Genomic DNA, 26,587 nt, shown 5'->3' with positions numbered 1-26,587 from the left:
ACTTGGGTTGTATTTTCAAGGGGACGGATATGGATTCCACAGCCGAGTCACGCCTGCACGAACCATCGGGCACACCATTAGTGGCTACTCAATCCGCTGAAAAAGCGTTGCAGCAGCGGTTGCATTATCTTGATAATTTGCGTGCGCTAGCGATGATCGCCGGCGTGTTTTTTCACGCGGCTTTGGCTTATAGCCCTATGTTAAACACCTATTGGCTCTCGGCCGATAGCCAGCAGTCACCCTTGGTGGATGTAGTGGGCTTTTTTATGCATTTATTTCGCATGCCTTTGTTCTTTTTAATTGCCGGTTTCTTTGCAGCTTACCTGGTTGCTAAACGCGGAATGAAAGGGTTTATTGGTAACCGTGCAAAACGCGTTCTCTTGCCATTTGTTATTTTTATGCCCTTATGTTTGTGGGCAGTGGCCGCACCTCTGTTGGCGGCGGTGCACACTGTGGAAAATAAATCGCCGGTATTGCTGATGATTGCCAATGCCCTTGCAAACCCGGCGGACGCGCCGCCTCAGCCACCACCAACCACTATGCATTTATGGTTTTTGTATGTGCTGGTGTTTCTGTACTTCTTAACCTGGGCCTTGAGTTATCTGGATTGGAGTTGGGTTTGTAAAAAATTTAATGCCATCAAACCGCTGGTTTTTGTGGTGTTCGCTCCGTTAATGCTCTTGCCAGGGCTGTTATTGGTGTCATCGCCGCTGCCGGCGCCAGACAGCTTTTTACCACAGCTGTGGGCCTTTGGCTTTTTCGGATTATTTTTTGCTGCCGGCTATTGGATATTTCACCGTGATAATTTCCTTGAACAATTTAATGCTTACTGGGTGTACTTATTGTTGGGAAGCCTATTGCTGTACGCCATCTATTTTCACTTCATCCCTGAAAAAATTATCGTCCCCGCACCACCAACGGAGTTCACCACTCATATTGTGTTGAAACTCTGTGAGGCTTTTGTAGCGGTATGTATGACATTGGTCTGTCTGGTGCTAGGAAAGCGCTTTTTAAATACGCCGAGTCGCAGTATGCGTTTTATGGCGGACAGTTCTTACTGGATTTATATTATCCACGTCCCATTGTTATTTGCCTTGCAATACCAGTTAATGGATCAGGAGTGGAATTGGTTGAGTAAGTTTGTAGTGTCATTGGGGCTTACCCTGATCATCGGGGTGGCCAGTTATGTGTTGTTGGTGCGCTGGACGCCGATTGGTTGGATGCTGAACGGCAAGAAAAAATAGCTGATAGTATGGTTGGGAAAATTAGAAGTTGATGCGGTATTGCAGATGGAAACTGCGCCCTTGCCCGGCAAAAAAGCGATCATTGCGCTGCACCACCTGCGTGAAGTAAGTCGTGTACTGGCGATTGGTAATATTGGCGATGCCGATTGAAAAATCGCCCCAGCGAGATGTTCGCGCGAAACTTGCATCCAGCAAGTTGTAACCTGCGAAGCTTGCGGTGGTGGCACCACGAGTTTGGAAATCGCGCGATGCGTCATTCGTCCATTGAATGTGTGATGTCCATTGTTGCGGCCATTGTTGTGACCAACTCACTACGAAACGGCGTGGTGGAATATCCAGCGCGGTCAGATCGCTGTCCAAATTACCATCGCCGTTGCTATCGAATTCACCCTGAGTGTCGGCGTACAACAATTTTAATTGCGTGTTATCAAACACTTGCCAGCGACTGCTAAGCTCCCAGCCGCTGGTTTTACTGGGTCGACGATTTAATCGATAAACACCATCTACCAATTGCAACTGATTGCCGTGTTTGGTTTCCGATTGAAAATAACTAAGTTGCCCCTGCCAGCGGTTGGACGCATGGAACAAACCCCATTCGCGATTGCGTGTTAGCAGTGGTGATACGGAAAATATGTCTTCAATGTTTAATCCGGGTTTATTGATAGCGCGCAGTTCGCGCCCCGCGTCAGGCATACCAAAGCCTTCACCATCATTAAACAGCAGGTTTAATTGTGGTGTTAATTGGTAAATTGCGCCCAGGTTATAGATGGTTTCGTTAAATTCCAGTTCGCCACCGCTCACCAGGGTGTTGCCGCTGGTGGCGATGGTTTGAAAATCATTTACGCTGAGCTTGGCCAGCTCGCGCCTGATTGTTGCGTTCAGCGTGAATTTTTCGGTGAAATGATAATCGCCTTGTAAAAAAGGTGATTGATTGCGGAAATGCATTTCCGGTGACCAGATACGCTTTGTCATCAACAGTGGTTGGCTGTTTTTGTCATCGAGTAAATCCAGTCCGGCGGTTAAATCCAACAGTGTATCTGCTAGTTGTGCGGTGTAAAAACTCAATTTTGTACCGTATTTTTCTGAGTGCATCTGCGATTGGTCGTACAGATTAGGGCCTAGTTTTGCGTCCTGAAAAATGGCGGTATTGGTCGCACCAAAGGTCGCTGCAAATTCTTGCCAGAATACTTTTGCGGAAATTTCGCCGCCTAATAGTTCGCTGTTGCGATAATCAACGGCAACATTTTTGACTCGGTTCCCAGGCGGAGTGCCTTGAGTTTCGCCTGCTTTTATCGATGTAAGCTGGCCTGATAGAGTATTGCCGGGCACCACTAGAAATTTGCCGTGACTTTTTATTTCATAATCATTAACGGTGAATTCAAATTCGTGCTGGCCCTGGCGATGGCTGGCTTTAAGGAACAGATCCCGGCTGCACGTATCCTGAATATCGCCTTGAATTTGTTCCAGCCCGATTGGTTTGCCGTTGCCATCCTGAAATAAGCCTTGTTCTTCCAGTGTGCCCGCCACTAATACCGCGCTGGGGCCTAAGACGGCGTTGTGCATAAAGCCAAGCTTGTAGCCCCGGGTGTCGCTGGATGGGTGATCACTGAAATTCACCGTACTGGATAAGCGGCTGCCAGATGTATCACTGGTGTCATGGGTGATGAAATTAATAATGCCGCCGGTGGCTCCCATGCCTTGCATAGCATTAGCGCCGTAGATCACCTCGATACTCTTTACCATCTCCAAATCAATCACATGGCCATCGCGCGAGACATCGCGCAGTGGATTGCTTTGGGGTATACCGTCAATCATGATCAGCGGCGAACCTCCACGCAGGGTCTCCCCCTGAACGCTCAGCTTTTGCCGCGCCGGTGCAAAACTGGGAACCAGGTTTGCCAACACCTGGCTGGTGCTAAAACCCAATGCGAGTTGTTGGCGGATTTCCTGCTCGGTAATTACCGTGACTTTAAACGAGAGGGCTTTGGAGTCAGCGGGTGCGCGGTTGGTGGAGATATTGACCTGCAACAACTCTTCTAGCGACAGGTCATAAATATCGGCAGTTTCTATCGCCGCCAGGGCTGTGCAGGACGGAAGGCTAAAAATTCCACAGGCGATAGCCAAACTGCTTCTGCGGAAATACCCTTGTCTCATTCCTTACTATGCCCCGGTTTTTGTGCGTATTGGCTTTAAGCATAGCAGGTGATTTCAGTATAAATACTAATTTCTGAGCGCGCTCCTCGGGCGGTTGAACGATGGGTGCATTTGAGATACCACCATTTGGACTGACGACCAGTTGACCGGTGTTTCGGGGGCGGGATATTTTATTGTTCGAGAGAACAAAAATGCCGCAACTAAATATTCTTAATAGCCATCGCTTTTTTGCATTGCCCACAAATGGGCGGCAACCAGGGCTCGCCAGGGCGAAAATCTAGCGAGCCATTCTTGTGTTTGTATTTCTGAAATTTTCTCTTCACCGGAAAATTTATTCTGCTCGGTAAGTAAGCGCTGCAAATTGCGGCGTACCGCCACGTCGCCATGCAGTGAACCATCCAGCCAGCCAAAACCACGCAATAATGCGTAATGGATTGTCCAGGGGCCAATGCCGCGTACCGCAATGAGTTGCTGGTAAATATCTTCTGCGGCGAATGGTTGCCCTGCCAAGGAATCGTCCAGCCATTGTTGTACGGGTAAACTTCCCGCGTGAATAAGCTGTGCAAGATTTAATAGGGTCGTTGCTTTGCTGGTGGAAAAACTGCACGCGCGTAAATCTGTGTGGTCCAGTGTGAGAATTTGCTCCGGGCCCGGGTGGCAAATAACGCCTGATGAATGCGCGATTCCCGCACGCTGAATTAATTTTCGGCGCAGGGAAATGGCGGCCCCAAGGCTGATTTGCTGCCCGGTAATTGCCCAGCTCAGTGCTTCGAATGGTGATGCAGACTGAGGGACTCGTAAACCGGGTTGATGAGCGACTAGATTTTTTAGTTCGGTATTACTGGCTGCAAAGGCCTCAAATTCGGCGGTAGATTGGTTGAGCCCCAGCATGTGCCGTGCAAGTTGGCGCAAGCGCAACTTGGTGTTCTCTTCGTCAATTTTTTTGCGGCCAGAATCTATCTCCAGTGACACCTGCAATTGTTTGCCGGTGCCAAAGCTAAATTGCAAAGCGGCGGGCAGGGTTCCCCACATAATTCCTTTGTACAGAGTGTTGGTGTCCCATCGCTCGGCGAGCATGTGAGCGTCGCGTTGATGAAAGGATAAAAAATCCCCCCGCCGAAAATTATCGGGTAGGGTAATTTTCAGGGTCGTTTTCATAAAAAGGTTTTCCCATAAAACTATTTTTTTCTCCGTATTGCCTGGTCAATTCTTTCTGTCAGTTTCGCGCTGCAACAAAATTCTTTTTCGTTCGATACCCCAGCGATAGCCGGATAGGTTGCCGTCGCTACGCACCACCCGGTGACAGGGAATAACAATGGCAATTGAATTGGCGGCGCAGGCACCGGCAACTGCACGTATTGCTTTTGGAGAGCCAATTGCCTCGGCAATATCACTGTAGCTGCGTGTTTCTCCAACGGGAATTGCGCGCAAGGCTTGCCACACTTTCTGTTGAAATAACGTGCCGCGAATATCCAGCGGTAATTGCAAAGTCTGTTGCGGGTGTTCAATCAATTGCACTAGCTGTTGAAGTTGTTCAGCAACATCTTGCTCGCTATGACGAAATTCCGTGGTAGAAAAGCGTTTGAGTAAATCGCTGGTCAGCTCCTGTTGGGTGTCGCCCAATAAGACTGCGCAAATACCTTTTTCACTGCGGGCGACCAGGAATTTTCCTAGCGAACAATCACCGCAAGCAAAATGGATCTGTCTTGCAGATACTTTTTTCTCGCGTGTTGAGGTATCTATTTGCTGGTGATGGGCTTTGGCATATGCCTTGGGGCTAACACCGGTTAGCCCTTTAAATTGACGCTGCAAATGGTAGGCGCTGATGCCTGCGTAGTTTGCCAACTCTTCCAGTGACGGTTCATGTGTGGCTGTTTCAATATAACGACACAGGCGCGTAATGCGCTCTGTTAACGCGGCATCGGCTGAAACTGCCTGCGGGCGGCAGCGCTTGCAGGCGCGGAAGCCAGCTACTTCCGCATCAGCTGACGTATTAAAAAATCGGACATTGTCGCGTTTGGGCGCGCGCGAAGGGCAGCCAGGGCGGCAGTAAATGCCGGTGGTAATCACCGCGTAAACGAAACGTCCATCAGCGTTGGTGTCGGCCAGTTGCTGCCAACGCTGTTCATCCTGATTGTTGGTTCGCGGTGAACTATTGAGTGTTGATGTAGTGTTTGTCATGGCAGGGTTGAGTTGTGAATACCGATTAACTTTATCCCTTATCGCGCCAGGTGGCAGCCCAAATCTTGCTATCACATTCGAAATAGTTAATGCCTGACTCTATCCGCCTATTGAACCCCGGCATCTTTCGGTTTGCGCAGAATCTGCGGTGCGGCTAACGCCAGGAGTATCAGGGTACCCAATAACACCACCGGGCCGCTGGTTACAATCATAAAGGGCGTTGAGTCTTTTACCGCGTAAATGGTGCCGGTGAATGTCTGCGCTTTGAATGAATCGCTGTGGCTGAGGATGTTGCCTTTGTTATCGATAATCGCGCTGGGGCCATTGTTGGTGGAGTAAACAAGGTAACGACCGGTTTCCAATGCGCGCATTTGTGCCATCTGCATAAATTGCTTTGATTGGATGGAGTCCAGAAACCAGCCGAGGTTGTTTACGTTTAACAATACCTGGGTTTCTTTGGCGGCGTTGGCGATTAAATCCGGGTAAACAATTTCATAGCAGACTGCTGGTGTAATACGTACGCCATTGGCAATTAACCCGTGTTGTTCTTGTGGCCCCAAATGAATAAATGAGGTTGGCAAGTCAAAAAAATCGATCAGGCCGCGCAATTGATTGGGAAATGGCAAATATTCACCAAAGGGTACCAAGCGGCGCTTATGATAAAAGCCGTAGCCGTTTCCTAGACCAACAATAGAATTGTAGAATTTTTGCTTGTCTTGATCGTCATAAATGACACCCGTAAACAGTGCCGATTCATTCAGCGCCGCTTGTTTATTCATTTCTTCGAGGAAGGGAAGCGCTTCGTGAAACGTTAGCGACGTTGGGATTGCCGCCTCTGGCCAGACCACCCAATTGTTGTTCCATAAGTCCTTGCTCAGATCACGCAATTGGTTGAGCGCATTGATGGTGCTTTCTTCATCAAAACTCAATTTCGTTCCCTGATCGATATTGGGTTGCACCATGGCAACGGTTATAGGTTTGGTATCCGGTTCGGCCCAGGTAACAGTCTTTAAGCCAGCGCCGATAAGCCAGGCGGAAGCCGCGAGACTTGTTAAGAAGATTAGTGAAATATTTTTTTTCGGTTCGCGTGTGTTAGTCCATATCCACTCGGCAATAACGCCAGCAGTGAGTGCAAGTAAAAAGCTGATGCTGACGACCCCGCTGACGGGTGCCCAGCCTGCAAGCCAGGTATCCAAATGAGCGTAACCTAAAAATAACCAGGGGAAGCCGGTGAGTAACCAGGTGCGTATCCATTCGCCTAGCATCCAGCAGGCGGGGAATGCCAAGGTGAGTGCGAAACGATGGTAGTTAAACCATTTAGCGTAAGCGTAAAATGGAATGCAAAATATTAGCGCCATAAAACAGGCAAAAATAAATACCAGCAGCGCAGCAAGCAGTGGTGATGCACCGCCGAAATTGTGGATGCTGGTGTAGATCCAGTGGATGCCGGCGCCGTAAAAACCAACCCCAAAGGCAAAGCTGCGCCAGAGTATCTGTTTAAAATCCTGTTCTTTTAATAAAAGACCGAAGGCTATCAAACTGACAATCGCCAATGGCCAAATATTAAACGGTGCAAAGCTGAAGGTAATTAAGGCTCCGCTAAATATTGCGATTAATAGTGCGAATTTGTTGGGAAGGGCGAGAATTTTTTCGGACATAATATTTTCTTGTAGTTTAAAAAAATCCCGCCGGAGGGCGGGATTTTAAAATGAAAGCAGTGTTTCGAATCCGTTTCCCGTCAGGGAAGCTCAATGATTACCACTTAAAAAATCAGGTGTTAATCATTCAAAATAGTTAAGCGCAACAAATGGATCTGGCGATTGTCGGCGTAGAGCACGCGGAACTGCATATTGTCCAGTTGTACAATTTCATTGCGCTTGGGCAAGTGACCGAATTCCTGCATCAGAATGCCGCCGATAGTATCGAAATCTTCATCGCTAAATTCGGTGTTGAAAAATTCGTTAAAACTCTCAATTGAGGTTAAGGCTTTAACGATATAATCATTTTCGCTCACGCGTTTGATGAAGTCGGAAGTCTCTTCTTCCTCGTCGGTTTCATCTTCAATTTCGCCAACGATCTCTTCCAGAATATCTTCAATGGTCAGCAGGCCGGTAATACCACCGTACTCGTCCATCACCAGCGCCATGTGATAGCGGTTTTCCCGAAATTCGCGAAGTAATACATTCACACGTTTGCTTTCGGGTACTACGTTAGCCGGACGCAAAATGGTTTCGATATTAAAATTGTCGGTACCTTTTAATGCGAGTGGCAGTAGATCTTTTGCCAGCAAAATGCCGCGTACATCATCGATATTTTCACCGATAACGGGGAAGCGTGAATGACCGGATTCAATAATTTTGGGCAGATATTCTTGTGGGGAGTCTTCGATACGGATGGCAACGATGTGTGAACGCGGCACCATGATTTCCCGCGCTTGGAGTGATGACACGTCTAGCGCGCCTTCGATAATACTTAAGGCTTCTTGATCCAGAAGTTGATTGTCAGCGGCATCTTTGATGATCTCCATCAGTTCGTCGCGCGACTTTGGCTCGGCGCTAAAAGCGTGTAGAAGTTTATCCAGCCAAGAGCGTTCGTGTTTTTCGGTGGTGGTGCTACTCGGATATTCGTCCGACATGATGATAGTTCCCAAGGTCTTTATTCTTCAGCAGTGAGATTATCTTGATAGGGGGCAGGAAAACCCAGCCCGGTGATGATTTCAGTTTCCAGTGCTTCCATAACATCAGCCTCATCGTCCTCGATATGATCATAACCGAGTAGGTGCAAACTGCCGTGTATCAGCATGTGGGCCCAATGGGCCTCCAGTGTCTTGCCTTGCTCTTGCGCTTCGCGCTCAACAACCGGGGCGCAAACCACCAGATCGCCCAGCAAGGGAACTCCAACTTCTTCCGGGATATCAGCAGGGAAGGAAAGCACATTGGTTGGCTTATCCTTACCGCGATACTGCGCGTTCAATTCCTGGCTTTCCGCTTCGTCAACGATATACAGACTGACTTCTGCCTCTACCAGTTCCTGGCTTTTTAATGCAGCGCTAATCCAGCTTTCCAACGCAGCAGTCGATGGGAGCTTCTCGCTGCTGGTGTTGGTTTCTATGTCTATCTGGTACATATCAATCGGCTTTCGGTTGCTTCTGCTCGTAGGCATCGTAGGCTTCTACAATGCGCTGCACAATCGGATGGCGCACTACGTCTTTTGACGTAAAGTGGGTAAAGCTGATGCCGTTAACGTTATCCAGCACCTCGATGGCGTGGCGCAGGCCTGAGGCCATGCCGCGCGGTAAGTCGATTTGTGTCGGGTCACCGGTGATGACAGCGGTAGTGCCGAAGCCTATCCGGGTCAGGAACATTTTCATTTGTTCCCGGGTAGTGTTCTGGCTCTCGTCGAGGATAACGAACGAGTTGTTCAGGGTTCGGCCGCGCATAAAGGCGAGTGGGGCTACCTCAATAACACCGCGCTCCATAAGTTTGCCAACAGTATCGAAGCCCAACATTTCAAATAGGGCATCGTAGAGAGGGCGCAAATAGGGGTCGACTTTCTGGGCCAGATCACCCGGTAAAAAGCCCAGCTTTTCGCCGGCTTCTACCGCCGGGCGAACCAGCAATATGCGCTCGATTTCATTCTTTAACAAGGCTTCTACCGCGCAAGCTACCGCGAGGTAGGTTTTACCAGTACCGGCCGGGCCAATACCAAAGTTGATATCGTGTTTTTGTACTGCTCGCACATAGCGTTGCTGGTTTAAACCGCGCGGTTTAATTGTGCACTTCTTGGTGCGTATCAGCGTAATGCCTTCATCGGCGTCTACTTCCCTGGCGTCAGCTGGAAAGGCCTGCGCTTCGGTTTGATCAAGTTGCTGCATAAGCTGTTCTATACCTGAGGTTTGCAGAGCCAGATGAACTTCGTCCGGGGTGAGTTCTGCGTGTTCGGTCAGTTGGTAAAGGTTGCGCAAAAGTTCGGCGGCCGCGCGAGTGGTATCGGCAGGACCGATTAGCTCGAAATCTGTACCGCGGTGGCGGATTTCTATATCAAGGCGTTCTTCGATCTGGCGCAGGTGCTGGCCTAGCAGACCATTGAGATTCGCGAGTCGGCGACTGTCACCAGGCTCCAGACTCAGCTGGTGGGTAACGGTTTCCGGGGCGGAGGTGACGTGACTATTCAAAGCAGGTATAGATCTCTTTCAGCTTCAGTTAAGGTAAGACTAAACCATTAAACCCCGAGGTTAAAGTATAAATTTCAGGGACTTAGCGATAAATGGTTACAAAACTTATTGTTAAATGTGAAGTATGTTATTTAAGTTGCTGTATTTTAAGTGGTTTCATTCCCCGGAATTGAAGGGCGTGATCGCCTCCAATTCCGGGGCGCAAACCTAAGGTTGGTCCGGGCGGTGGCGTTAGGATTTGATTACCAGCTTATTGACCACGTTCTTCACGTCATCCTGCTTCGCGGCGATCGCCTGTGCGAGATCCTTTTGCGCCCCGGTATGCACTTTGCCCGACAAGGTTACTACGTCCTTATAGGTGTCGACATTAATTTCCAGGCCTTCGACATTTTTGGATGCCAGTAGCTCGGTTTTTATCGCCGCTGTTGTAGAGACATCGTCGACATATTGCGAGAGGCTACGACGATTGCTGCTAACTGATTGCGCTCCTGCAGTAGTTGGCTTTGACGTAACCTTGATATTGTTTTTCACCAAATCGATCCCCTCGATCCCCAGTGCAATATTTTCGGCGAGTTCCTTTTCAATATCTGTGTTCACTTCACCACCGAGTGTGGCGACGTTGTTGTCGACATTAATATCTATATCCAAAGCATCAAGATGTTTATTCAGTACCAATGCTGTCTCCAGCTTGCTTTCAATCCAGCCATCTTTAAATGCTGCTTTACTATCTTTCCAGGATTGTTTGCTGTCCTGCTTAAAATCGGCCCAGTATTCTGCAGCAGATTTTTTATCGGAATTGATGTTCGTCTCTGCATCGTGCGCAATGGCAGCCGAAGTGATGCTGACTGTTGTTGCAATAATAAATGCGCTTAATAGAGTTTTAAGGGAGTTGAATTGTAATGATTTCATGGTGGTTCTCCTTCCGCTAAAAATAGCGTTCATTAAGTTGGCGGCATAGTTTTCTATGCGTGCACTTGGGGTAGTGCGGAAATTGTGCCAGCTCTCAAAAAAATTAGATAAGTTGTTGAAAAGGTATTGTTTTTTTAATATATGCAAATTTTATGTGGGTTGCATTTTTGAAAATGCTACAAAGTTTAATTTCTTTTTTTTAACTGGTACGAAAATGGCTAGTAGATATTGTTGTTAAAAAAATTGAGAGAAATACGATGAATACTCACGTTCATATCAAGGATTTACGGGAGCTCAGGCAAGTGCCTGATCATTCAATTTCTATAGCGTTAAAAGTTCTTGTCGTTATAGCTGTTTTGTATACCTTATATTTTTGTGGCTCGCTGGTCCTTCCTATATTTGTCGCAGGTTTTATCGCATTATTTTCCAGTCCGCTAACCCGGCTTATTGAAAAGTCCGGCCTTCCGCGATCACTCGCAGCCGCCTTTGTCATAAGTTTACTTATTTTTTTGATGGTCTTGACTTGTGTATTTTTAGTGGACCCGGCCAGTCACTGGATAGGTCGATTGCCGGAATTAAGCGATAAAATAGCAGTTGCTACAGGTGAGTTGGCATCATCATTCGATTCAATTAAAAGCTACTTGTTTCCTGTCGTAGAGGTAGAAGGAGCTATGGTTAGCGTCGCAGAGTCCTTGTTAGTGGCTGCTTTTTCTGCCGTGGCAGGAACTACCGCGACGTTTGTTATTCAGATAACCGTTGTGTTTGTAATTGCGTATTTTTTCCTTGTATACGGCGATGCGCTCATGCGCAATTTGCTGCGAGCACAGTCATCCTTTAGTGAAAAGCGAAAGACTGTCATTATTTTTCAAACTGTACGCGATGATATTTCTCATTATGCGCTGGTTATTTTTCTTATTAACGCAGGCTTGGGTATGGCTACCGCTGGGGTCATGTTTGCCTTAGGGGTTGGCGACCCTTTGCTGTGGGGAGCGTTAGCTGCAACGTTGAATTTTGCCCCTTACTTAGGGCCTTTATTCTTATTGGTGATTCTTACAGGGGTTGGTTTTATAGAATGCGAATCTATAGGGGGCGTACTGATGGTTCCCGGGGTTTATCTGTTGTTGAATTTTTTTGAATCGCAATTCGTAACACCAACGGTGCTAGGTAAGCGATTTAATATGAATCCTCTGTTGGTTGTATTGTGGATGTTTGTCTGGGGTTGGGTATGGGGTGTTATCGGGATTTTGATTGCAATTCCAATGTTAGTTTTTTTTAAAATACTCGCCGTCCATATTGGATTAGTTGGTGGTTGGATAAATATTCTTGATGTTTCTCCAGGTTCTTCGCGGTGTTAAAAAAATTATTAAAAATTGAAAAATTTTCAAAATATTGAGTTTTATTAGTTGCGAAATAATTTTCACGTATTTTAAGTTATATATTTAACGTATTGAAAATTAAGTAGTTATAGTTGAATTTAAGTCGATTAAAGCTATTTTTTGGAAGATTGGCACGGTCATTGTTACAGGCATAGTAATCCCTTAAAGGAGGTTTTTTATGTTGTACTACTCGATTGTGTTTTTTGTGATTGCAATTATCGCTGGTTTGCTGGGGTTTGGTGGCATTGCAGGTGCCGCTTCAGGAATAGCACAAATACTATTTTTTATTTTCATTGTGTTATTTGTTCTATCCCTGCTATTCGGACGGCGGCGCCTATAACCAAGTTGATATCCCTGCCGATCTACTTTACTAACATAGAGGAAATGATTATGGCTACCACATCTTCACTCAAAAATTCGGGTAACGAAAAGCTCAATGACATTACTATGTCAGAAGCAATTACCCAATTCAAAGAGGCCACTTCCGGTGTTTATGATGCAGTTAGCATGATAGGCGCTGCATCCGCCGCCTCGGCAACAAACCGCATTAATGCAGGTAAGGAGCAGGCTATGGAATTGGAAGCAAAAGCGGAGGACGTAGTAAAGGCCAGGCCACTTGTGGCAATTGGTGTTGCCTTTGCAACGGGGTGGTTGGTGTCACGCCTATTACAAAGTCGGCACTAAACCCCGTATCGGGCTTCTGAGTTTTATATCTGGAGAGTTTGATCATGGAAATACATGATCTGAAAAATGGTCCCCCCGAAGAGCAAGCAGCTTCGGGGGGTTCCAGTTTAACCAGCGAATTGGAAAATACCTTACAGCTCGGAGCGCAAGTTATTCACTGTGCCGTTGGTGTGGCAGATTTAGCAAACGCGGAACTACAGCTTGCAATCCATTCATTACCCAGGTTGCTGATGTTGTGGCTAATTAGCATGCCAATACTGCTAATCACATGGTGTTCGTTTTCGGTATTGATTGCCTGGTGCGTATATGAGTTGAGCAATATTGGGGTGCTTGGATTTCTGGTGTTTTTTTTAATGCAACTATTTCTGTTATTGGTCTGTAATTCGTTGTACAGAAAATATCGTACACGAATGATGTTACCAAACACGTCAGCGCAAATTCGAGATTTTATAAAGGTGCTCAATTATGGATCTTCAAGCAAGGGTGAAACAAAAAAATAGCCAGTTACTGGTGCATCGCAATGTGCTGTTATTGAACATGCGGCGCCATGTAGTGGCGAGTGATTCTAAAAAGCTACTGCCGGCTTTTGTAATCGCTTCGTTTTTCTTGGGGTTCATTTCGTATCGCGCGCGCGGTTTCTTTGGTGGCATTCAAGCATTAAAAATGGTTAGGCGTTTTCTTCTTTTTGGTCGCAGTTGAATATTGACTGGTGTCACGTTTTTCCAGGTCTGTTTATTTATTCAGAAAGTGTTCATGTTATTTAAAAGTGAGCAGTTGTTATTTTTGATGGCGCATCGTTTTCTTTAAAATAGTGATAGAAGTCGCTAACTGATTGATTTGATCTGCATTATCCTCTGTGAGTGGTGCTAGAATGGTTCTGCGCTCCGCTGGTAAACATGAGGGTAATATCGTGGCTGAAGTACTATTAGTTGACGATGACAATATTTTTTTGGATGCTACGGCAGAGCTGTTGAAGCTTTTGGGGCACAACGTAAAGGCGGTAAGTTCGGTTGCACGTGCGCGTGAGTTGATTGACGAGTTTCATTTCACGCACATGATACTTGATCTGATTTTGCCGGATGGAATTGGTTTGCACTTGTTAGATGCTTTGCCAGAAAGAAGCAATACGAAAATTATTCTTGTAACTGGCCATCCCTCCGTGAAAGAAATTGTTAAAAATCTATACGGCTCAAATGTTAATTACCTGATTAAACCTATCGATCTTTCGCAACTACAATCAATTTTTGTTGAAAGTAAGCCACTGACTGCTATTCAGCAAAAAAGTTCATCTTTACATTTCAATTATTTGGTGGGCGAATCAGAGCCCATGAAAAACCTTTATCAAATGATCGAGCGGGTAGCCGCAACCAAAGCCAATGTAATGCTGATGGGTGAGAGTGGTGTTGGTAAAGAAATGGTGGCGGCTGCGATCCATTATGCCAGTAACGTAGAGGGAGATTTTGTTGCTACAAATTGTGGTGCGTTTTCGCGTGAATTGATCAATAGTGAGCTATTTGGTCACGAAAAAGGGGCCTTTACTGGGGCGTCTCATCGTAAAATCGGTGTGTTTGAGCAGGCGGATAAAGGGACTTTATTTCTGGATGAAATCACCGAGATGCCACTGGATTTGCAGCCCAATTTATTGCGTGTCCTTGAGACACAAAAATTAGTTAGGCTGGGCTCTGTCGCGTCCGTTGATGTTGAAACAAGAGTGGTTTCTGCTACTAACCGTACGGAACTTGAAATAGCTGAGCAACAGTGTTTACGCCAAGATTTATATTTTCGACTTGCGGTCTTTCCTATTCATATCCCGCCGTTGCGAGCGCGCAAAAGTGATATTCCATTGTTGGTTGAGTATTTTCTTAACACATTCAACCAGCAATATGACAGTGAAGTTAGTATTAGCGAGCAATCTTTGGGGCGATTAATGGATTATGACTGGCCCGGAAATGTGCGTGAATTGCGTCACGCTATTCACCGTGCCTATATCATGGCAGATCCACAGACGAAGCAACTGCTACTTCCAAATGACCTTACATCGCCTTTTTCCAAAGTTAGCTCACAGCAAGCGGCTGGAATTACGGTAGGTAAAACCGTCGAAGAAGTGGAGCGTGAATTGATAGAAGTTACTTTGCAGCATTTTGATGGCGACAAAAAGCAAACAGCGGATATGTTGGGGATTAGCTTGAAGACGCTTTATAACCGCTTAAACAGTTATGTAGACGCATAGTGTTAGTTTTGGAGGGCCAATGGATAGCAAAGTTATTAGCGATAGATTAATACATGATGTACGTAATCCATTGAACAATATTTCGATCAATGCTGAGTTGGGGAAGCTTACATTGGAGAGGACTGGCGATATAGCCCGCGCGATACGGATTTTTGAAGTTATTTTACTCGAGTGTCGCGCGTGTAGCACGAGGTTGGACGCATTCAAAAGCACCAACGGTCCCGATGAGGCAGGACGGTGAATCCGATATCCTCTGTGAGCGAATCGGGTTTTGGAGGGATGCCAAATTATGTCTGGCACTTGGTGCTGGCTTCGGTAGTCAGCTTTTTTTTAATCAGTACTGCACTTTCGTACCGCTCAGTCAATATTATCGCAGAGAATAACCGCAGTATTAATAATAATCTTCAAACTATTAATCTCATCAAAGACCTGAAAACCGAGATATATGCCGCAGAAAGTAGCCACCGTGGCTATCTGTTAACGTCTAACGAGAAGTATCTCGAACCCTATCATAATACGCTGGTCATTATTGATGATCTCTTAAATAAATTGCGTGAAGCATCCAGTAACATTCCCTCGCAAGCGCAACGTTACGATCAGCTATATTCAAAAATTCTCGATAAAATCAATGAAATGCAATTGATTGTCAGTCTGACTGATGACGATCGCTTTCGTGATGCCGTCAATAAAATCCGGACGGATGAGGGGATCAAAATAATGGAGGAGATTACCGCGTTAATCAGTGAAATGGAAAAGGATGAAACCTTTCGGTTAAAAGAAAACAAGAATCATGCAGTCAATAATCGCCAATTTATTGTAGCATCATTACTGTTGACCAACTCTATAGGTCTGGCGCTATCCCTGGGAATATTTTTTATTTTGTATCGAAATTCCGCAAAAATAGAGAATCTATATCGTGAGTTGGAGCGGGCGAATAGTGAACTGGAAGTCAAGGTCGATATGCGCACTCAGGCGCTAATGCAGTATTCTGAAGAATTGCATCGCAGTAATAAGGACCTGGAGGCATTTGCATTTGTGGCGTCGCATGATTTGCAGGAACCATTGCGCAAAATACGTGCGTTCGGCGATCGACTGCAACAAAAGTTCATGCAGGAACTGGGTGAGCGCGGTGCTGATTATGTGATGAGAATGCAGGCGGCATCCGAGCGCATGTCGGCATTAATTAATGACCTATTAAGCTTCTCCCGCGTGACTACCAAACAAAAGCCTTTTGAGCGCGTCGACCTGAATCAGGTAATTGCCAGAGTGTTGGATGATCTCGATTATGCGATCGAAGAATCTGGTGCACGATTGTATATCGAATCGTTGCCCGCTATTGACGCAGACGCTTCGCAGATGGGGCAGGTATTCATGAATCTGATGACTAACAGTATAAAGTTTCACAAGCCAGATACTGCTCCCGAGATTCGAATCACTTGTGACGATAAAGTTCCCTCACCATTGGTGGAAGATACAAGGGAATGGTGTTGCATACAGTTTGCTGATAAGGGAATAGGTTTCGATCAACAATATTCTGAGCGCGTATTTAATTTGTTTCAGCGCCTACACGGACGCGATGAATATTCAGGGACCGGCATTGGCTTGGCCTTATGCCGAAAAATTGTCGAGCGCCATGGCGGTAGTATTGACGCTGAAAGTGAACAGGGAAAGGGGGCTACATTTATTATTCGTTTGCCAATAACTCAACCGGTGATAGAGCCGATACACCTTTAACGTTAAGTGGCGTCAACTATATGTTGCGCGAATGAGTGGTGGCAAATTATGAATATTTCTAAAAAAACATTGGTGATTTTGATGGCGGAAGATGACACGGATGACCGTCTTCTTGCGCAAGAAGCGATGTTGGAGAGTCGAGTTTTAAACGAACTGTATTTTGTTGAAGATGGGGTACAGCTATTGAGTTATCTACATGGTAAGGGAAGTTATTCGGATCGCACTCGCTACCCCATGCCGGGACTAATTTTATTAGATTTAAATATGCCGAAAATGGATGGGCGAGAAGCACTGGCAAAAATTAAAGCTGACAAAAGTTTACGTCGCATTCCCGTGGTGATTTTGACTACGTCTAAAGCGGAAGAGGATATGGTTAAGGGATATGATTTGGGTGCTGCCTCCTATATTACCAAACCAGTTACGTTTGAAGCATTGGTCGAATTGATGAAGGCGTTGGGCAGATACTGGGTGGAGTTCGTGGAATTGCCATAGATTTTATCTGGAGACGGTGTTATGCACGCGGTAAAACTACTAATCGTAGATGATGATGAGGACGATTTTTTGCTGACTAAGGAGTTGTTGGGGGAAATTGATCAGGGATATCAGTTGGAGTGGGCACCTTCGTTTAATGAAGGTTTGGCGCGTCTGAGTCAAAGCAGTCATGATTTATGTTTAATGGACTATAAATTAGGCGCTCAGGACGGTATTGCTTTGTTACGGCAGGCCCAAAATGCGGGTTTTACGGGGCCAATTATTTTATTAACCAGCGTTCATCGGGAGGATGTTGATATCCAGGCGCTGGAAGCTGGTGCTGTGGATTATCTGGTTAAAGCTGATTTGAGTGCTGAGCAACTAGCCCGCGCGATCCGTTATGCATTAGCGCGTAGTGAAGTAGAGCGCGAGCGTGTTGAGCGGTTAAAAGCGGAAGCTGAAAACCGTTCGAAAAGTGAATTTCTCGCCCACCTTAGCCATGAATTACGAACTCCCTTATCGGCTATTCTTGGGTTTACGGAATTGTTAATTAATAAAATAATCGATACAGAGAGCCTTGCACACTTACATATTGTGCATAGAAACGGCAAGCACTTGTTGGGCTTGTTGAACGATGTGTTGGACCTATCCAAAATTGAAGCGGGCAAACTTGAACTTGAGCTGCAAACCATTTGTTTGTCGTCATTTTTGTGCGATATCTACTTTTTAATGCGTGGCGCTGCTATTGATAAAAATTTAGAACTGCGCATAGAAGCTACCCAGCCATTACCAATAGAGATCGTGACTGACCCAATGCGGTTGCGGCAGATTTTGTTGAACTTGATTGGCAACGCGATTAAGTTTACTGAAGAAGGAGAAGTCGTTTTACGTATAGAGCGCGTTCTGGAGGACGGAACAGAACAAATTTTGTTTACGGTGAAGGATTCTGGAATTGGTATTGCCCAAGATATTATGGAATTAATTTTTGAACCTTTTGTGCAATCCAAAGATACCTATGCGCACCCTCGTGCAGGAACAGGTTTGGGGCTAACTATTAGTAAAATGCTGGTTGCGCGATTAGGGGGAGCTATTCGCGTTCGAAGCGAAGTTGGTAAAGGCAGTGAATTTAGTTTTTCGATAGATCCGGGCGATATTGCACAGGCAGATTCTGCATTATTAACGTTGAATTTCGACATGGTTGGAGAAAAATCCACCATTGTGCCGCAATTACGTGGGCGTGTTCTCGTTGTAGATGATCTGCGCGATATTCGTTTGTTGATCGGACATTTCGTCGCGCTAACTGGTCTGGAAGTGATGTATGCCGTTAATGGCGACGATGCAATACGGTTAATTACTGCTGAAGCGGCTCAGAATCGCCACTTTGATCTGGTGTTGATGGATATTCACATGCCGGTGATGGGTGGGCACGAAGCAGCTAAAAGATTGCGCCAAGCCCGTTTTGAAAAGCCGCTGATTGCATTGACAGCGGCACATATGAAGGGTGATATGGATAAGTGCTTTGAATCGGGATTTTCATTTTACCTTGGTAAACCCGTTGATCAGTCGCGCCTGTATGAGTGCCTTACACGTTACTTACCCCTCGTGCCCACCGATGCAAACAGTGGTGCAGCCCAAGGGCGAGTAATACTCGTAGTGGAAGATGATCCAGATGCATTGCAGGCGATGTCCGCATTGCTCGGGCTGCTGGGGTGGCAGGTAATAACGGCGACCAGTGCCGCAGTAGCTTTGCGAAAAGCCAAAGACTATGTTCCGGATATTATTTTAGTTGATGTCAACTTGCCCGATATGAGCGGCTATGCGTTTGCGGAGCAAGTTCGTGCGTTACAACCAGCGACGCAAATTATCGTGGTTAGTGGCGAGGAGATTGATAAGCAGCGCGCGGAGGATGCCGGAATTAGTGGCGCTTTGTTAAAACCTGTTTCCTTGGCTCAGTTGGAAAAATTTTTGAAATAAAAAAGCCTGCAACAGTGCAGGCTTTTACAGTTGGTGGCGCAACGCATGCGCTGATGAAATTAAAGTTTGATCCAGTCGCTATCCAATTCCGAGCTCAACAATGTACCCCGCAATGAGTTTGGCAGGGCCTCTTCAATTAGTACATCCGCAAACTTTCCAATCAAATCGGCGTTGTCACAGCGGAAATTCACTACGCGATTATTCTCGGTACGGCCGCACAATTGGCCAGGATCTTTTTTAGAGTAGCCAGAGACCAGAATACGCTCGGTGTTGCCTACCATGCGACGGCTGATGGCCATGGCTTGCTGAATAATGCGGTCTTGCAGAATCGCCAAACGCTGTTTCTTCAATTCCTCGGGGGTTTCATCGGGCAAGTCGGCTGCAGGAGTACCAGGGCGCGGACTGTACACAAAGCTGAAAGAGGTATCGAATTCCATATCGTGGATGAGTTTCATGGTCGCTTCAAAATCTGCCTCGGTTTCACCGGGGAAGCCGATAATAAAATCGGATGAGAAGCTGATGTTGGGGCGGATTTTCTTAATGCGGCGCAGTTTGGATTTGTATTCCAACACCGTGTGACCGCGCTTCATCGCCATCAAAATGCGATCCGAGCCGCTCTGTACTGGCAGGTGTAAGTGGCTCACCAGCTCAGGTACATGGTTATAGACGTCGATCAATGAATCAGTAAATTCCACGGGGTGCGAGGTGGTGAAACGGATCCGGTCAATACCATCTACTGCCGCCACATAGGTTATTAACTCGGCGAGATCGATAACGGTACCGTCAGTAGCTTCACCACGATAGGCATTTACGTTTTGGCCGAGCAGGTTAACTTCGCGCACACCTTGTTTGGCGAGGTGGATAATTTCGGCCATTACATCGGCTACCGGGCGGCTGACTTCTTCGCCGCGGGTATAGGGCACTACACAAAACGTACAGTACTTGGAGCAGCCTTCCATAATGGAGACGAATGCGCTAACGCCGTCGGCATCTGGCTGGGGCAATTTGTCGAACTTCTCAATCTCCGGGAAGCTGACATCCACCACAACGACGCCGTTGTTCTTTTTGGTTTCCATCATTTCCGGCAAGCGGTGCAGGGTTTGCGGGCCAAAGATCAGATCCACAAAAGGCGCACGCTCGGCAATGGCAGCGCCTTCCTGGCTGGCGACACAACCACCAACGCCGATAACCAGTTCCGGGTTCTTTTTCTTGAGGTGTTTCCAGCGGCCCAATTCGTGGAAGAGTTTTTCCTGCGCTTTTTCGCGGATAGAGCAGGTGTTAATGAGAATAACATCGGCTTCATCGGGGTTTTCGGTCGCCACCATGTTGTGGGACTCGCCCAATAAGTCACGCATGCGCGATGAATCGTACTCATTCATCTGGCAGCCGTGGGTTTTGATATAGAGCTTTTTGGTCGGGGTTTCTGTGGCGGACATCGACAACACCTGCGTAAACGCTGATTTGATTAAAAATCATGCAAAAATAAAGGCGCGCATTATAGGCGGTTAGGGCCGCAGAATCACCATTTGTTTGCACCCGAAAAGGGTTCATTGCGGTAAGATGCGCTCCCGGATTTACCCCTTATTACTATCGAGCGATCATGAAAAAGACATTCAAACTCAATATCGAAGGCAAACACCCCGAGCGTTTGTTCGAAGCCATCAAGCACGAGGTGCGCAAATACGTAAAGCGCGAGCGCAATAAAGCCTTGCCAGCGGGCAGCAACTATTGGGCGTTTGATTGTCGCTTTGGCGCTACTGAAGCAGAGGCAGAAGAGGTTCGTCTGGCGGTCATTATTGACCTGATGGATAAAATTAAAGCTGCTGGTGGAGAAGGCTTTTACGTGGAGATTCTCGCCCGTGCAGCGACACGCAAGCCGCGTGCATACGATGATGACCTGGATAACGACGAGGATTTGGGGGATTAATTCCCAGCTGAGGATTCATAAAAAAGGCCGGCTGTTGGGAAGCAGACGGCCTTTTTGTTTTCCGAAGGTTTTTTCGTATTTTAGCGATTAGCGCTTTTTCGGCGCAGTTGGTTTTGCACTGCGGGTTGTTTTGGAGCTGGTGCGCGCCGGTTTGCTGGCTGCCGGGCGAGCGCTAGCTGCCTTGCCTTTTGCTGGTTTTGCAAAGGCAGATTTTTTAGGATTGCCCGATTTGGGTTTACTGGCCGGTTTCGCAGCGAGTTTAAGCAAGCCGCTTTTGGGTTTGGTAACTACCTTAACGACTTGCTCGGTAACCTCAAAGCCTTTGATTTTTTCACGTTTGATTTTGGTGCCAATTACATCTTCAATCAGTGAGATTTTGTGTTCTTCCGCCGGTGTCACGAGTGAAATCGCAGTGCCCTTTTTGCCGGCGCGACCGGTGCGGCCTACGCGGTGTACATAGTCTTCGGTAAAGAACGGCAAGTCCAGGTTCACTACAAAATCCAGCCCCTGAATATCCAATCCGCGTGCGGCGACTTCGGTCGCAACCAGCACTTGCAGTTTGCCTTCTTTAAATTCCTGTAGTGCGCGGCGGCGTGAACCCTGGGTTTTCTCGCTGTGAATAACCGCTGCATCAACCTTGTCATTTTTCAAAGCCTGGATCAGTTGTTCTGCAGCTTCACGCGTACTGCTGAATACCATCACCTGATACCAGTTTTGGCTGTGTAGTAAATGGATAAACAGCTCGTATTTGCGGGTGCTATCTACGGGATAGAGCACATGGTCTACGGTTTCGGCCACTGAGTTGCGTTTGGAAACGGTGATCAGGGTAGGGCGATTCATCGCCTGCTTGGAGAGGTTGGTTACCAGCGGCGAGCCGGTTGCAGAGAAAAACAGAGTTTGGTGCTTGCGGGTGATGCTGGTGAGGATTGCGTGCATATCCACCACAAAGCCCATATCCAGCATGCGGTCGGCTTCGTCGAGCACGGCAAATTCCACTTTGGCAAGATTCACATTTTCCAGTTCGATGTGTTCTTTCAGGCGGCCGGGAGTCGCGACCAGAATGTCTACGCCGGCACGCAATTTGGCTCCCTGACTGGTGACTTTTACTCCACCGTAAACAGCAGCAATTTTAAACGGCGTGAATTGCGCAAACTCTTGCAGAGCTTTGGCGATTTGCTCCACCAACTCGCGTGTCGGGGCAAGGATGAGTGCACGGACGAATCCTGCTTCAGTCCCTTTGGGTTTTTCCAGCATTTGTTGCAGCACTGGCAGGCTGTAAGCCGCCGTTTTGCCGGTGCCGGTTTGGGCCGTGGTAAGCAGATCAAGGCCGCGGCGGGCGGCGGGGATGGCCTGCTCCTGCACTGGGGTAAGGGTTTTAAAGCCGATGACTTTAAGGGCGCGCAGCAATTCCGGCGCAAGTCCAAGGGAGGTAAAGTTCATGGGCGTATCCACCAGTCCAGCTGAAAAAGGGCGCGCAGTATAACGACTAAAACCGCTTTTGGGGTTAGCGTTGGCGATCTTTTGAGCACTTTATAACCCAAAAACGATTTTCATGTCGCGCTAAGGCGAAACCCATCTTTGGAAAAATAGTAAGCTATGTATATTATATATTTAACTTGTTATGAGGATGGTTTATGAGTTTGTACGACCTTGATGATATTGGCCCTCTGGTTCCCGAAAGCGAAAGCCTGGGTTTTTTGCTGGCCGATAACGTGCGTTTAACCCGTCGTATCGCCTCTCATTATTTCGAGCAATACCAACTTACGTTATCCCAAGCGAAGGCACTCTTGGGGGTTCGTCGGTGGCAGGGTATTCGGCAGGTGGACCTGGCGGATTATATGGATATCCAACCCATCAGCCTGGCGCGCTTGTTGGATCAATTGGCCGAAAACGGGTGGATTGAACGTCGCCCTGATCCCAAGGATCGTCGCGCCTTCCAGCTTTTTTTAACCCCTTCGGCTGCGCCAATCTTGAAGATGATTACGGCAGCGTCCGCCGAGTTCCAACAACAAGCGCTCGCGGGTTTAACCCCGGAACAACAACAGGCTCTGTTTTCCGGATTGAATCAGGTACGTGAAAACCTGACGGTATTAAGCAAGAACATTTCTGAATCCAAAGTGGTATCTGAGGTAAGTGAAAAATGACTGAAGCATTGAAGTCGCGCCGCTTTTTGTTACTGGTTGCCATACCGGCGTTGCTGGGGCTAGTCGGGTTGGTGATATATCTTTCTGGCGGCCGTTATGCAACTACGGAAAACGCCTATACCAAAGCCGATGTCATCAATATTCGCCCGCGCGTTGCCGGGGCGGTGGAACAGCGTTTGGTAGCGGAAAATGAACATGTCAAAGCGGGTCAACTGTTATTGGTGTTGGATCGCAAACCCTATGACGTTGCTTTGGCAAAGGCCAACGCTAAGCTGGGTGAGGTACGTACTACTCTGGCAGCTCTACACGCGAGTTACCGCGAGAAGCAATCCGAGTTGCAGCTGGCCATGGCCAATCGCGATTACGCCGTAAAAGAACAACAACGCCAGGCCAATCTGGCAGAGCGCAAACTGGTGGCAAAAGCAACATACGATGAAGTGAGCCACACCCGTCGTATTAATGACCAACAAGTTGTCACTATTCAGCAGGATCTTAAACGCATCGCTGAGTCACTTGGCGGTGATGCAGGTTTGCCTATCGAGCAACATCCCAGTTATTTGGCGGCTAAAGCGGAAGTAGAGCAGGCGCAGTTGAATCTGGAATACACCCAAATCACCGCGCCTAAAGACGGCGTAGTTACCAAACCACCAGAGGCAGGCGAGTTTTTGGCAGTGGGTAGTGCGGTTATGTCACTGGTAGCGAGCGATAACCTCTGGGTAGAAGCGAATTTCATTGAGACTGACTTAACCCATGTGCGTGTCGGGCAAAGCGTCAACGTAAAGGTGGATACTTATCCTGGTGTAGTCTGGGAGGGAGAGGTACAAAGTATCAGCCCGGCAACCGGCGCCGAGTTCTCGGTAATCCCGGCGCAGAATGCCACGGGTAACTGGGTGAAGATCGCGCAGCGGGTGCCGGTTCGCATCAGTATTAAGCCCAACGAAGCTGCTCCACGTTTGCAAGCGGGTCTGAGTACAGGTATTGAAATCGATACCGGCTACAAACGCTCATTGCTCGGATTTTCCATCTAATTTTTTGTGTTGAATTTTTCGCATGGGAGAGCTGTTGTGGCCCAGGTAGCGAGTGATGCTTTACCCAATGCTCCCGAAGCAAATGTGTCCCCAACCAGCGTGTCGGCTGGCAAGCGAGGGTTAATTACGGCGTCAGTAATGCTGGCGACTATTATCCAGGCGCTGGATACTACTATCGCCAATGTTGCTTTGCCCCATATGCAGGGCAGTATGTCGGCCACCCAGGATCAGATTTCCTGGGTGTTGACATCCTATATAGTCGCGGCGGCGATTTTCCTGCCGCTCACCGGTTTTTTGTCTGATCGTTTTGGTCGCAAGCGTTTAATGCTCTGGTCTATCGCGGGCTTCACCATCACCTCCATGCTCTGTGGTGCGGCACAAAACCTGCCGCAAGTGGTGATTTTCCGCTTATTGCAAGGGATCTGTGGCGCGGCGTTGGTGCCTTTATCCCAATCGATTTTGCTGGATACCTACCCCAAAGAAAAACACAGTCAGGCGATGGCGGTTTGGGGTATGGGCGTAGTACTTGGCCCTATCCTTGGTCCGACACTGGGTGGCCTGTTGACTGAGCATTACAGTTGGCGCTGGGTGTTTTACATCAACGTTCCCCTTGGCGTATTGGCGTTTTTAGGGGTAATGGCGACAGTGAAAGAAACAGCGATTAATACCAAACGTCATTTCGATTTGCTGGGCTTTGCGTTTCTCAGTTTAGGTATTGGCGCCCTGCAAATGATGCTCGACCGGGGCGAGAGCCAGAACTGGTTTAACAGCTCGGAAATCGTTATTGAAAGTATTTTGATGGGGTTGGGCTTCTATTGGTTTATCAGTCATATCTTTACTTATAAGCAGCCATTCATTGAGCCGGCGATTTTTAGGGATCGTAACTTTTCCATCGGTCTGATCTTTATGTTTGTGGTGGGTATTATCCTGCTTGCCACTATGGCGCTATTGCCGCCGTTCCTGCAAAACCTGCTGGGTTATCCTGTGGTAGATGTGGGTTTGGTAATGGCGCCGCGCGGCATGGGGGTCATGTTCTCCATGATGATCGTAGGCAAAATCGCCGGCAAAATTGATCCGCGCGTGCAGGTGGGGTTCGGGTTGATCCTCACAGTGATTTCGCTGTGGGAAATGACCTTGTTTAATACCAATATTACGGGTTGGGATATTGTGCGCACCAGTGTGGTCCAGGGCGTTGGTCTGGGCTTTATCTTCGTGCCTCTGTCCGCAATTGCCTTTGCCAGCTTGGAAGGGCGTTTCCGCAATGAGGGAACCGCCTTGTTTAGTTTGACCCGCAATATCGGCAGTAGTATTGGGATATCGGTAGTAATGGCAGAGTTGCAACAGAATATTCAACGCAATCACGCTGCTTTTGCGGACTACATTACGCCTTACAATCAGGCATTGGCGAAAGTGGGTGAGACTGGCCATTGGGATATAGCGACTACGACCGGTCTGATTTCTATCAATAACGAAGTGCAACGCCAAGCGGCGACTCTCGCTTACCTGCAGGACTTCCAACTGATGATGTGGGTGACTATCGCGGCGCTGCCACTGTTACTGTTATTGCGCAGACCCAAGCCGGGTGGTGCGCCGGTGAATGTGGCTGCAGACTAGTTTGCTAATAACACAATCGACTAATGCCGGTGTATGAAAATCAGCCATGCGGGGCGAGAATAGGGGAAACTTGTGTTATCCTGCGCGCCCTTTGCCGGGCATGCTTGTCCTTGCCCCGCACGTATTTTGAGAGATGTCCAAGAGAGAGTTATGGCTGCCAAACCCGTTTATAAAGTGATATTCCTGAACCAGGGCCAGGTTTACGAAGTCTTTTGCTCCGCGATTTACCAAAGCGAGATGTACGGTTTTATTGAGATTGAAGAGTTTGTGTTCGGTGAGCGCACTCAGGTGTTGATTGATCCTGCCGAGGAAAAACTCAAAAACGAATTTGCCGGTGTTAAGCGTTCTTATATTCCGATGCATTCAATTGTCCGTATCGATGAAGTGGAAAAAGAAGGCCCGGTGAAAATCACCGAGATCAAAGGCGGCAGCGATAAAATCGCCCAATTCCCCTATGGGACTTTTATTCCTAATCCCAAGCCGATTGAATAATTGAAATTGGCATAATCTCGAAGGGGGGAGAATAGTATTTGATTTAAAACTGTATGAGGCATGGATGCCGATTCGAGCCTACATGGGTGTAGTGGGCAAATAGCAAAACATGTTTTGTGCACACGGAACGACCGCAATTTATTGCGGGCAGGCCCCGAAGGGTATTCACGGCGTGTTTTAAATTGAATACTATTCTTCACCTTACCTCTCCCGCATTTAGTTACTAAACTTGCTTTATCGTTTTACGAGCA

Annotated in this window: 25 protein-coding genes; 15 read left to right on the top strand and 10 right to left on the bottom strand. The window is 47.4% G+C overall.

Annotated features, from left to right (window positions below; genetic code table 11):
• Positions 1-29: 29 nt before the first annotated feature.
• Positions 30-1,244: an acyltransferase family protein gene (locus D0C16_RS06205; RefSeq protein ID WP_151031508.1), complete on the top strand. Its 1,215-nt coding sequence runs from the start codon at positions 30-32 to the stop codon at positions 1,242-1,244.
• Between the two features lie 21 nt (positions 1,245-1,265).
• Here the strand turns inward: D0C16_RS06205 and D0C16_RS06200 are convergent, their stop codons facing one another.
• From D0C16_RS06200 to D0C16_RS06165, 8 genes are all read right to left on the bottom strand, one after another.
• Positions 1,266-3,398 (bottom strand): TonB-dependent receptor, encoded by a 2,133-nt coding sequence (locus D0C16_RS06200; protein WP_151031507.1) that lies wholly within the window; start codon positions 3,396-3,398, stop codon positions 1,266-1,268.
• A 210-nt stretch (positions 3,399-3,608) separates the two neighbouring features.
• A complete protein-coding gene (locus D0C16_RS06195; RefSeq protein ID WP_151031506.1) occupies positions 3,609-4,556 on the bottom strand; it encodes a DNA-3-methyladenine glycosylase in 948 nt (315 codons plus the stop codon).
• A 45-nt stretch (positions 4,557-4,601) separates the two neighbouring features.
• Positions 4,602-5,579, bottom strand: a complete 978-nt coding sequence (locus D0C16_RS06190) for a bifunctional transcriptional activator/DNA repair enzyme AdaA (RefSeq protein WP_151031505.1) — start codon at positions 5,577-5,579, stop codon at positions 4,602-4,604.
• Positions 5,580-5,686: 107 nt separating this feature from the next.
• On the bottom strand, positions 5,687-7,237 hold the full coding sequence (gene lnt / locus D0C16_RS06185; protein ID WP_151031504.1) for an apolipoprotein N-acyltransferase: 1,551 nt from the start codon (positions 7,235-7,237) through the stop codon (positions 5,687-5,689).
• 119 nt (positions 7,238-7,356) lie between these two features.
• The gene (locus tag D0C16_RS06180; RefSeq protein WP_191968656.1) at positions 7,357-8,214 is read right to left on the bottom strand and encodes an HlyC/CorC family transporter; all 858 of its coding nucleotides are present in this window, start codon (positions 8,212-8,214) and stop codon (positions 7,357-7,359) included.
• A 20-nt stretch (positions 8,215-8,234) separates the two neighbouring features.
• Positions 8,235-8,705 (bottom strand): rRNA maturation RNase YbeY, encoded by a 471-nt coding sequence (ybeY, locus tag D0C16_RS06175; RefSeq protein WP_151031503.1) that lies wholly within the window; start codon positions 8,703-8,705, stop codon positions 8,235-8,237.
• Position 8,706: 1 nt separating this feature from the next.
• Positions 8,707-9,753: a PhoH family protein gene (locus D0C16_RS06170; RefSeq protein WP_151031502.1), complete on the bottom strand. Its 1,047-nt coding sequence runs from the start codon at positions 9,751-9,753 to the stop codon at positions 8,707-8,709.
• Positions 9,754-9,984: 231 nt separating this feature from the next.
• Entirely contained in the window at positions 9,985-10,662 is a 678-nt protein-coding gene (locus tag D0C16_RS06165) for a BON domain-containing protein (RefSeq protein WP_151031501.1), read from the bottom strand.
• 257 nt (positions 10,663-10,919) lie between these two features.
• Here D0C16_RS06165 and D0C16_RS06160 point away from each other — a divergent pair, with 257 nt between their 5' ends.
• The 9 genes from D0C16_RS06160 to D0C16_RS06115 all read left to right on the top strand — a co-directional run bounded on the left by D0C16_RS06160 (position 10,920) and on the right by D0C16_RS06115 (position 19,131).
• On the top strand, positions 10,920-12,017 hold the full coding sequence (locus D0C16_RS06160; RefSeq protein ID WP_225318924.1) for an AI-2E family transporter: 1,098 nt from the start codon (positions 10,920-10,922) through the stop codon (positions 12,015-12,017).
• A 199-nt stretch (positions 12,018-12,216) separates the two neighbouring features.
• The gene (locus D0C16_RS06155; protein ID WP_151031500.1) at positions 12,217-12,378 is read left to right on the top strand and encodes a DUF1328 domain-containing protein; all 162 of its coding nucleotides are present in this window, start codon (positions 12,217-12,219) and stop codon (positions 12,376-12,378) included.
• 50 nt (positions 12,379-12,428) lie between these two features.
• Positions 12,429-12,722 (top strand): hypothetical protein, encoded by a 294-nt coding sequence (locus D0C16_RS06150; protein ID WP_151031499.1) that lies wholly within the window; start codon positions 12,429-12,431, stop codon positions 12,720-12,722.
• A gap of 44 nt (positions 12,723-12,766) precedes the next feature.
• Positions 12,767-13,222 carry a hypothetical protein gene (locus D0C16_RS06145; RefSeq protein ID WP_151031498.1) on the top strand — a complete coding sequence of 152 codons (456 nt, stop codon included), beginning with the start codon at positions 12,767-12,769 and terminating at the stop codon, positions 13,220-13,222.
• 410 nt (positions 13,223-13,632) lie between these two features.
• A complete protein-coding gene (locus D0C16_RS06135) occupies positions 13,633-14,952 on the top strand; it encodes a sigma-54 dependent transcriptional regulator (protein ID WP_151031496.1) in 1,320 nt (439 codons plus the stop codon).
• 19 nt (positions 14,953-14,971) lie between these two features.
• Positions 14,972-15,193, top strand: coding sequence for a histidine kinase (locus tag D0C16_RS06130; protein WP_151031495.1), 222 nt, complete (start codon positions 14,972-14,974; stop codon positions 15,191-15,193).
• A 38-nt stretch (positions 15,194-15,231) separates the two neighbouring features.
• A complete protein-coding gene (locus D0C16_RS06125) occupies positions 15,232-16,686 on the top strand; it encodes a CHASE3 domain-containing protein (protein WP_151031494.1) in 1,455 nt (484 codons plus the stop codon).
• Positions 16,687-16,734: 48 nt separating this feature from the next.
• Positions 16,735-17,178, top strand: a complete 444-nt coding sequence (locus D0C16_RS06120; protein ID WP_151031493.1) for a response regulator — start codon at positions 16,735-16,737, stop codon at positions 17,176-17,178.
• 21 nt (positions 17,179-17,199) lie between these two features.
• Positions 17,200-19,131, top strand: coding sequence for a response regulator (locus tag D0C16_RS06115; protein WP_151031492.1), 1,932 nt, complete (start codon positions 17,200-17,202; stop codon positions 19,129-19,131).
• A 59-nt stretch (positions 19,132-19,190) separates the two neighbouring features.
• On the opposite strand, the gene miaB is transcribed toward D0C16_RS06115, so the two are convergent.
• Positions 19,191-20,567 (bottom strand): tRNA (N6-isopentenyl adenosine(37)-C2)-methylthiotransferase MiaB, encoded by a 1,377-nt coding sequence (gene miaB / locus D0C16_RS06110; protein ID WP_151031491.1) that lies wholly within the window; start codon positions 20,565-20,567, stop codon positions 19,191-19,193.
• A gap of 164 nt (positions 20,568-20,731) precedes the next feature.
• On the opposite strand from miaB, the gene D0C16_RS06105 reads away from it, so the two are divergent.
• Positions 20,732-21,058 carry a DUF6172 family protein gene (locus tag D0C16_RS06105; protein WP_151031490.1) on the top strand — a complete coding sequence of 109 codons (327 nt, stop codon included), beginning with the start codon at positions 20,732-20,734 and terminating at the stop codon, positions 21,056-21,058.
• 87 nt (positions 21,059-21,145) lie between these two features.
• Here D0C16_RS06105 and D0C16_RS06100 read toward each other — a convergent pair whose 3' ends face one another.
• Positions 21,146-22,498, bottom strand: a complete 1,353-nt coding sequence (locus D0C16_RS06100; protein WP_151031489.1) for a DEAD/DEAH box helicase — start codon at positions 22,496-22,498, stop codon at positions 21,146-21,148.
• A 194-nt stretch (positions 22,499-22,692) separates the two neighbouring features.
• Here D0C16_RS06100 and D0C16_RS06095 point away from each other — a divergent pair, with 194 nt between their 5' ends.
• From D0C16_RS06095 to D0C16_RS06080, 4 genes are all read left to right on the top strand, one after another.
• Complete coding sequence (locus D0C16_RS06095; RefSeq protein ID WP_151031488.1) at positions 22,693-23,202, top strand: MarR family winged helix-turn-helix transcriptional regulator; 510 nt, start codon at positions 22,693-22,695, stop codon at positions 23,200-23,202.
• On the top strand, positions 23,199-24,230 hold the full coding sequence (locus tag D0C16_RS06090) for an HlyD family secretion protein (protein WP_151031487.1): 1,032 nt from the start codon (positions 23,199-23,201) through the stop codon (positions 24,228-24,230). Before D0C16_RS06095 ends, D0C16_RS06090 begins: the two co-directional genes overlap by 4 nt.
• 36 nt (positions 24,231-24,266) lie before the next feature.
• Entirely contained in the window at positions 24,267-25,844 is a 1,578-nt protein-coding gene (locus D0C16_RS06085; protein WP_225318923.1) for a DHA2 family efflux MFS transporter permease subunit, read from the top strand.
• A gap of 150 nt (positions 25,845-25,994) precedes the next feature.
• The gene (locus tag D0C16_RS06080) at positions 25,995-26,336 is read left to right on the top strand and encodes a DUF1820 family protein (RefSeq protein ID WP_151031486.1); all 342 of its coding nucleotides are present in this window, start codon (positions 25,995-25,997) and stop codon (positions 26,334-26,336) included.
• Positions 26,337-26,587: the final 251 nt, after the last annotated feature.

The organism is Cellvibrio sp. KY-GH-1 (assembly GCF_008806975.1).
Classification (GTDB): Bacteria; Pseudomonadota; Gammaproteobacteria; order Pseudomonadales; family Cellvibrionaceae; genus Cellvibrio.
The sequence above is the reverse complement of the archived record's forward strand: the minus strand, read 5'-3'. Positions and strand labels throughout refer to the sequence as shown.

Excerpts from the sequence above, each read along its gene's own strand:
- D0C16_RS06080 (WP_151031486.1), top strand. The coding sequence starts at position 25,995 with ATGGCTGCCAAACCCGTTTATAAAGTGATATTCCTGAACCAGGGCCAG.
- D0C16_RS06180 (WP_191968656.1), bottom strand. The coding sequence starts at position 8,214 with ATGTCGGACGAATATCCGAGTAGCACCACCACCGAAAAACACGAACGC.
- D0C16_RS06195 (WP_151031506.1), bottom strand. The coding sequence starts at position 4,556 with ATGAAAACGACCCTGAAAATTACCCTACCCGATAATTTTCGGCGGGGG.
- D0C16_RS06115 (WP_151031492.1), top strand. The coding sequence starts at position 17,200 with ATGCACGCGGTAAAACTACTAATCGTAGATGATGATGAGGACGATTTT.
- D0C16_RS06160 (WP_225318924.1), top strand. The coding sequence starts at position 10,920 with ATGAATACTCACGTTCATATCAAGGATTTACGGGAGCTCAGGCAAGTG.
- miaB (WP_151031491.1), bottom strand. The coding sequence starts at position 20,567 with ATGTCCGCCACAGAAACCCCGACCAAAAAGCTCTATATCAAAACCCAC.
- D0C16_RS06100 (WP_151031489.1), bottom strand. The coding sequence starts at position 22,498 with ATGAACTTTACCTCCCTTGGACTTGCGCCGGAATTGCTGCGCGCCCTT.
- D0C16_RS06165 (WP_151031501.1), bottom strand. The coding sequence starts at position 10,662 with ATGAAATCATTACAATTCAACTCCCTTAAAACTCTATTAAGCGCATTT.
- lnt (WP_151031504.1), bottom strand. The coding sequence starts at position 7,237 with ATGTCCGAAAAAATTCTCGCCCTTCCCAACAAATTCGCACTATTAATC.
- D0C16_RS06190 (WP_151031505.1), bottom strand. The coding sequence starts at position 5,579 with ATGACAAACACTACATCAACACTCAATAGTTCACCGCGAACCAACAAT.
- D0C16_RS06105 (WP_151031490.1), top strand. The coding sequence starts at position 20,732 with ATGAAAAAGACATTCAAACTCAATATCGAAGGCAAACACCCCGAGCGT.
- D0C16_RS06145 (WP_151031498.1), top strand. The coding sequence starts at position 12,767 with ATGGAAATACATGATCTGAAAAATGGTCCCCCCGAAGAGCAAGCAGCT.
- D0C16_RS06200 (WP_151031507.1), bottom strand. The coding sequence starts at position 3,398 with ATGAGACAAGGGTATTTCCGCAGAAGCAGTTTGGCTATCGCCTGTGGA.
- D0C16_RS06130 (WP_151031495.1), top strand. The coding sequence starts at position 14,972 with ATGGATAGCAAAGTTATTAGCGATAGATTAATACATGATGTACGTAAT.
- D0C16_RS06120 (WP_151031493.1), top strand. The coding sequence starts at position 16,735 with ATGAATATTTCTAAAAAAACATTGGTGATTTTGATGGCGGAAGATGAC.
- D0C16_RS06205 (WP_151031508.1), top strand. The coding sequence starts at position 30 with ATGGATTCCACAGCCGAGTCACGCCTGCACGAACCATCGGGCACACCA.
- D0C16_RS06125 (WP_151031494.1), top strand. The coding sequence starts at position 15,232 with ATGCCAAATTATGTCTGGCACTTGGTGCTGGCTTCGGTAGTCAGCTTT.
- ybeY (WP_151031503.1), bottom strand. The coding sequence starts at position 8,705 with ATGTACCAGATAGACATAGAAACCAACACCAGCAGCGAGAAGCTCCCA.
- D0C16_RS06150 (WP_151031499.1), top strand. The coding sequence starts at position 12,429 with ATGGCTACCACATCTTCACTCAAAAATTCGGGTAACGAAAAGCTCAAT.
- D0C16_RS06090 (WP_151031487.1), top strand. The coding sequence starts at position 23,199 with ATGACTGAAGCATTGAAGTCGCGCCGCTTTTTGTTACTGGTTGCCATA.
- D0C16_RS06095 (WP_151031488.1), top strand. The coding sequence starts at position 22,693 with ATGAGTTTGTACGACCTTGATGATATTGGCCCTCTGGTTCCCGAAAGC.
- D0C16_RS06155 (WP_151031500.1), top strand. The coding sequence starts at position 12,217 with ATGTTGTACTACTCGATTGTGTTTTTTGTGATTGCAATTATCGCTGGT.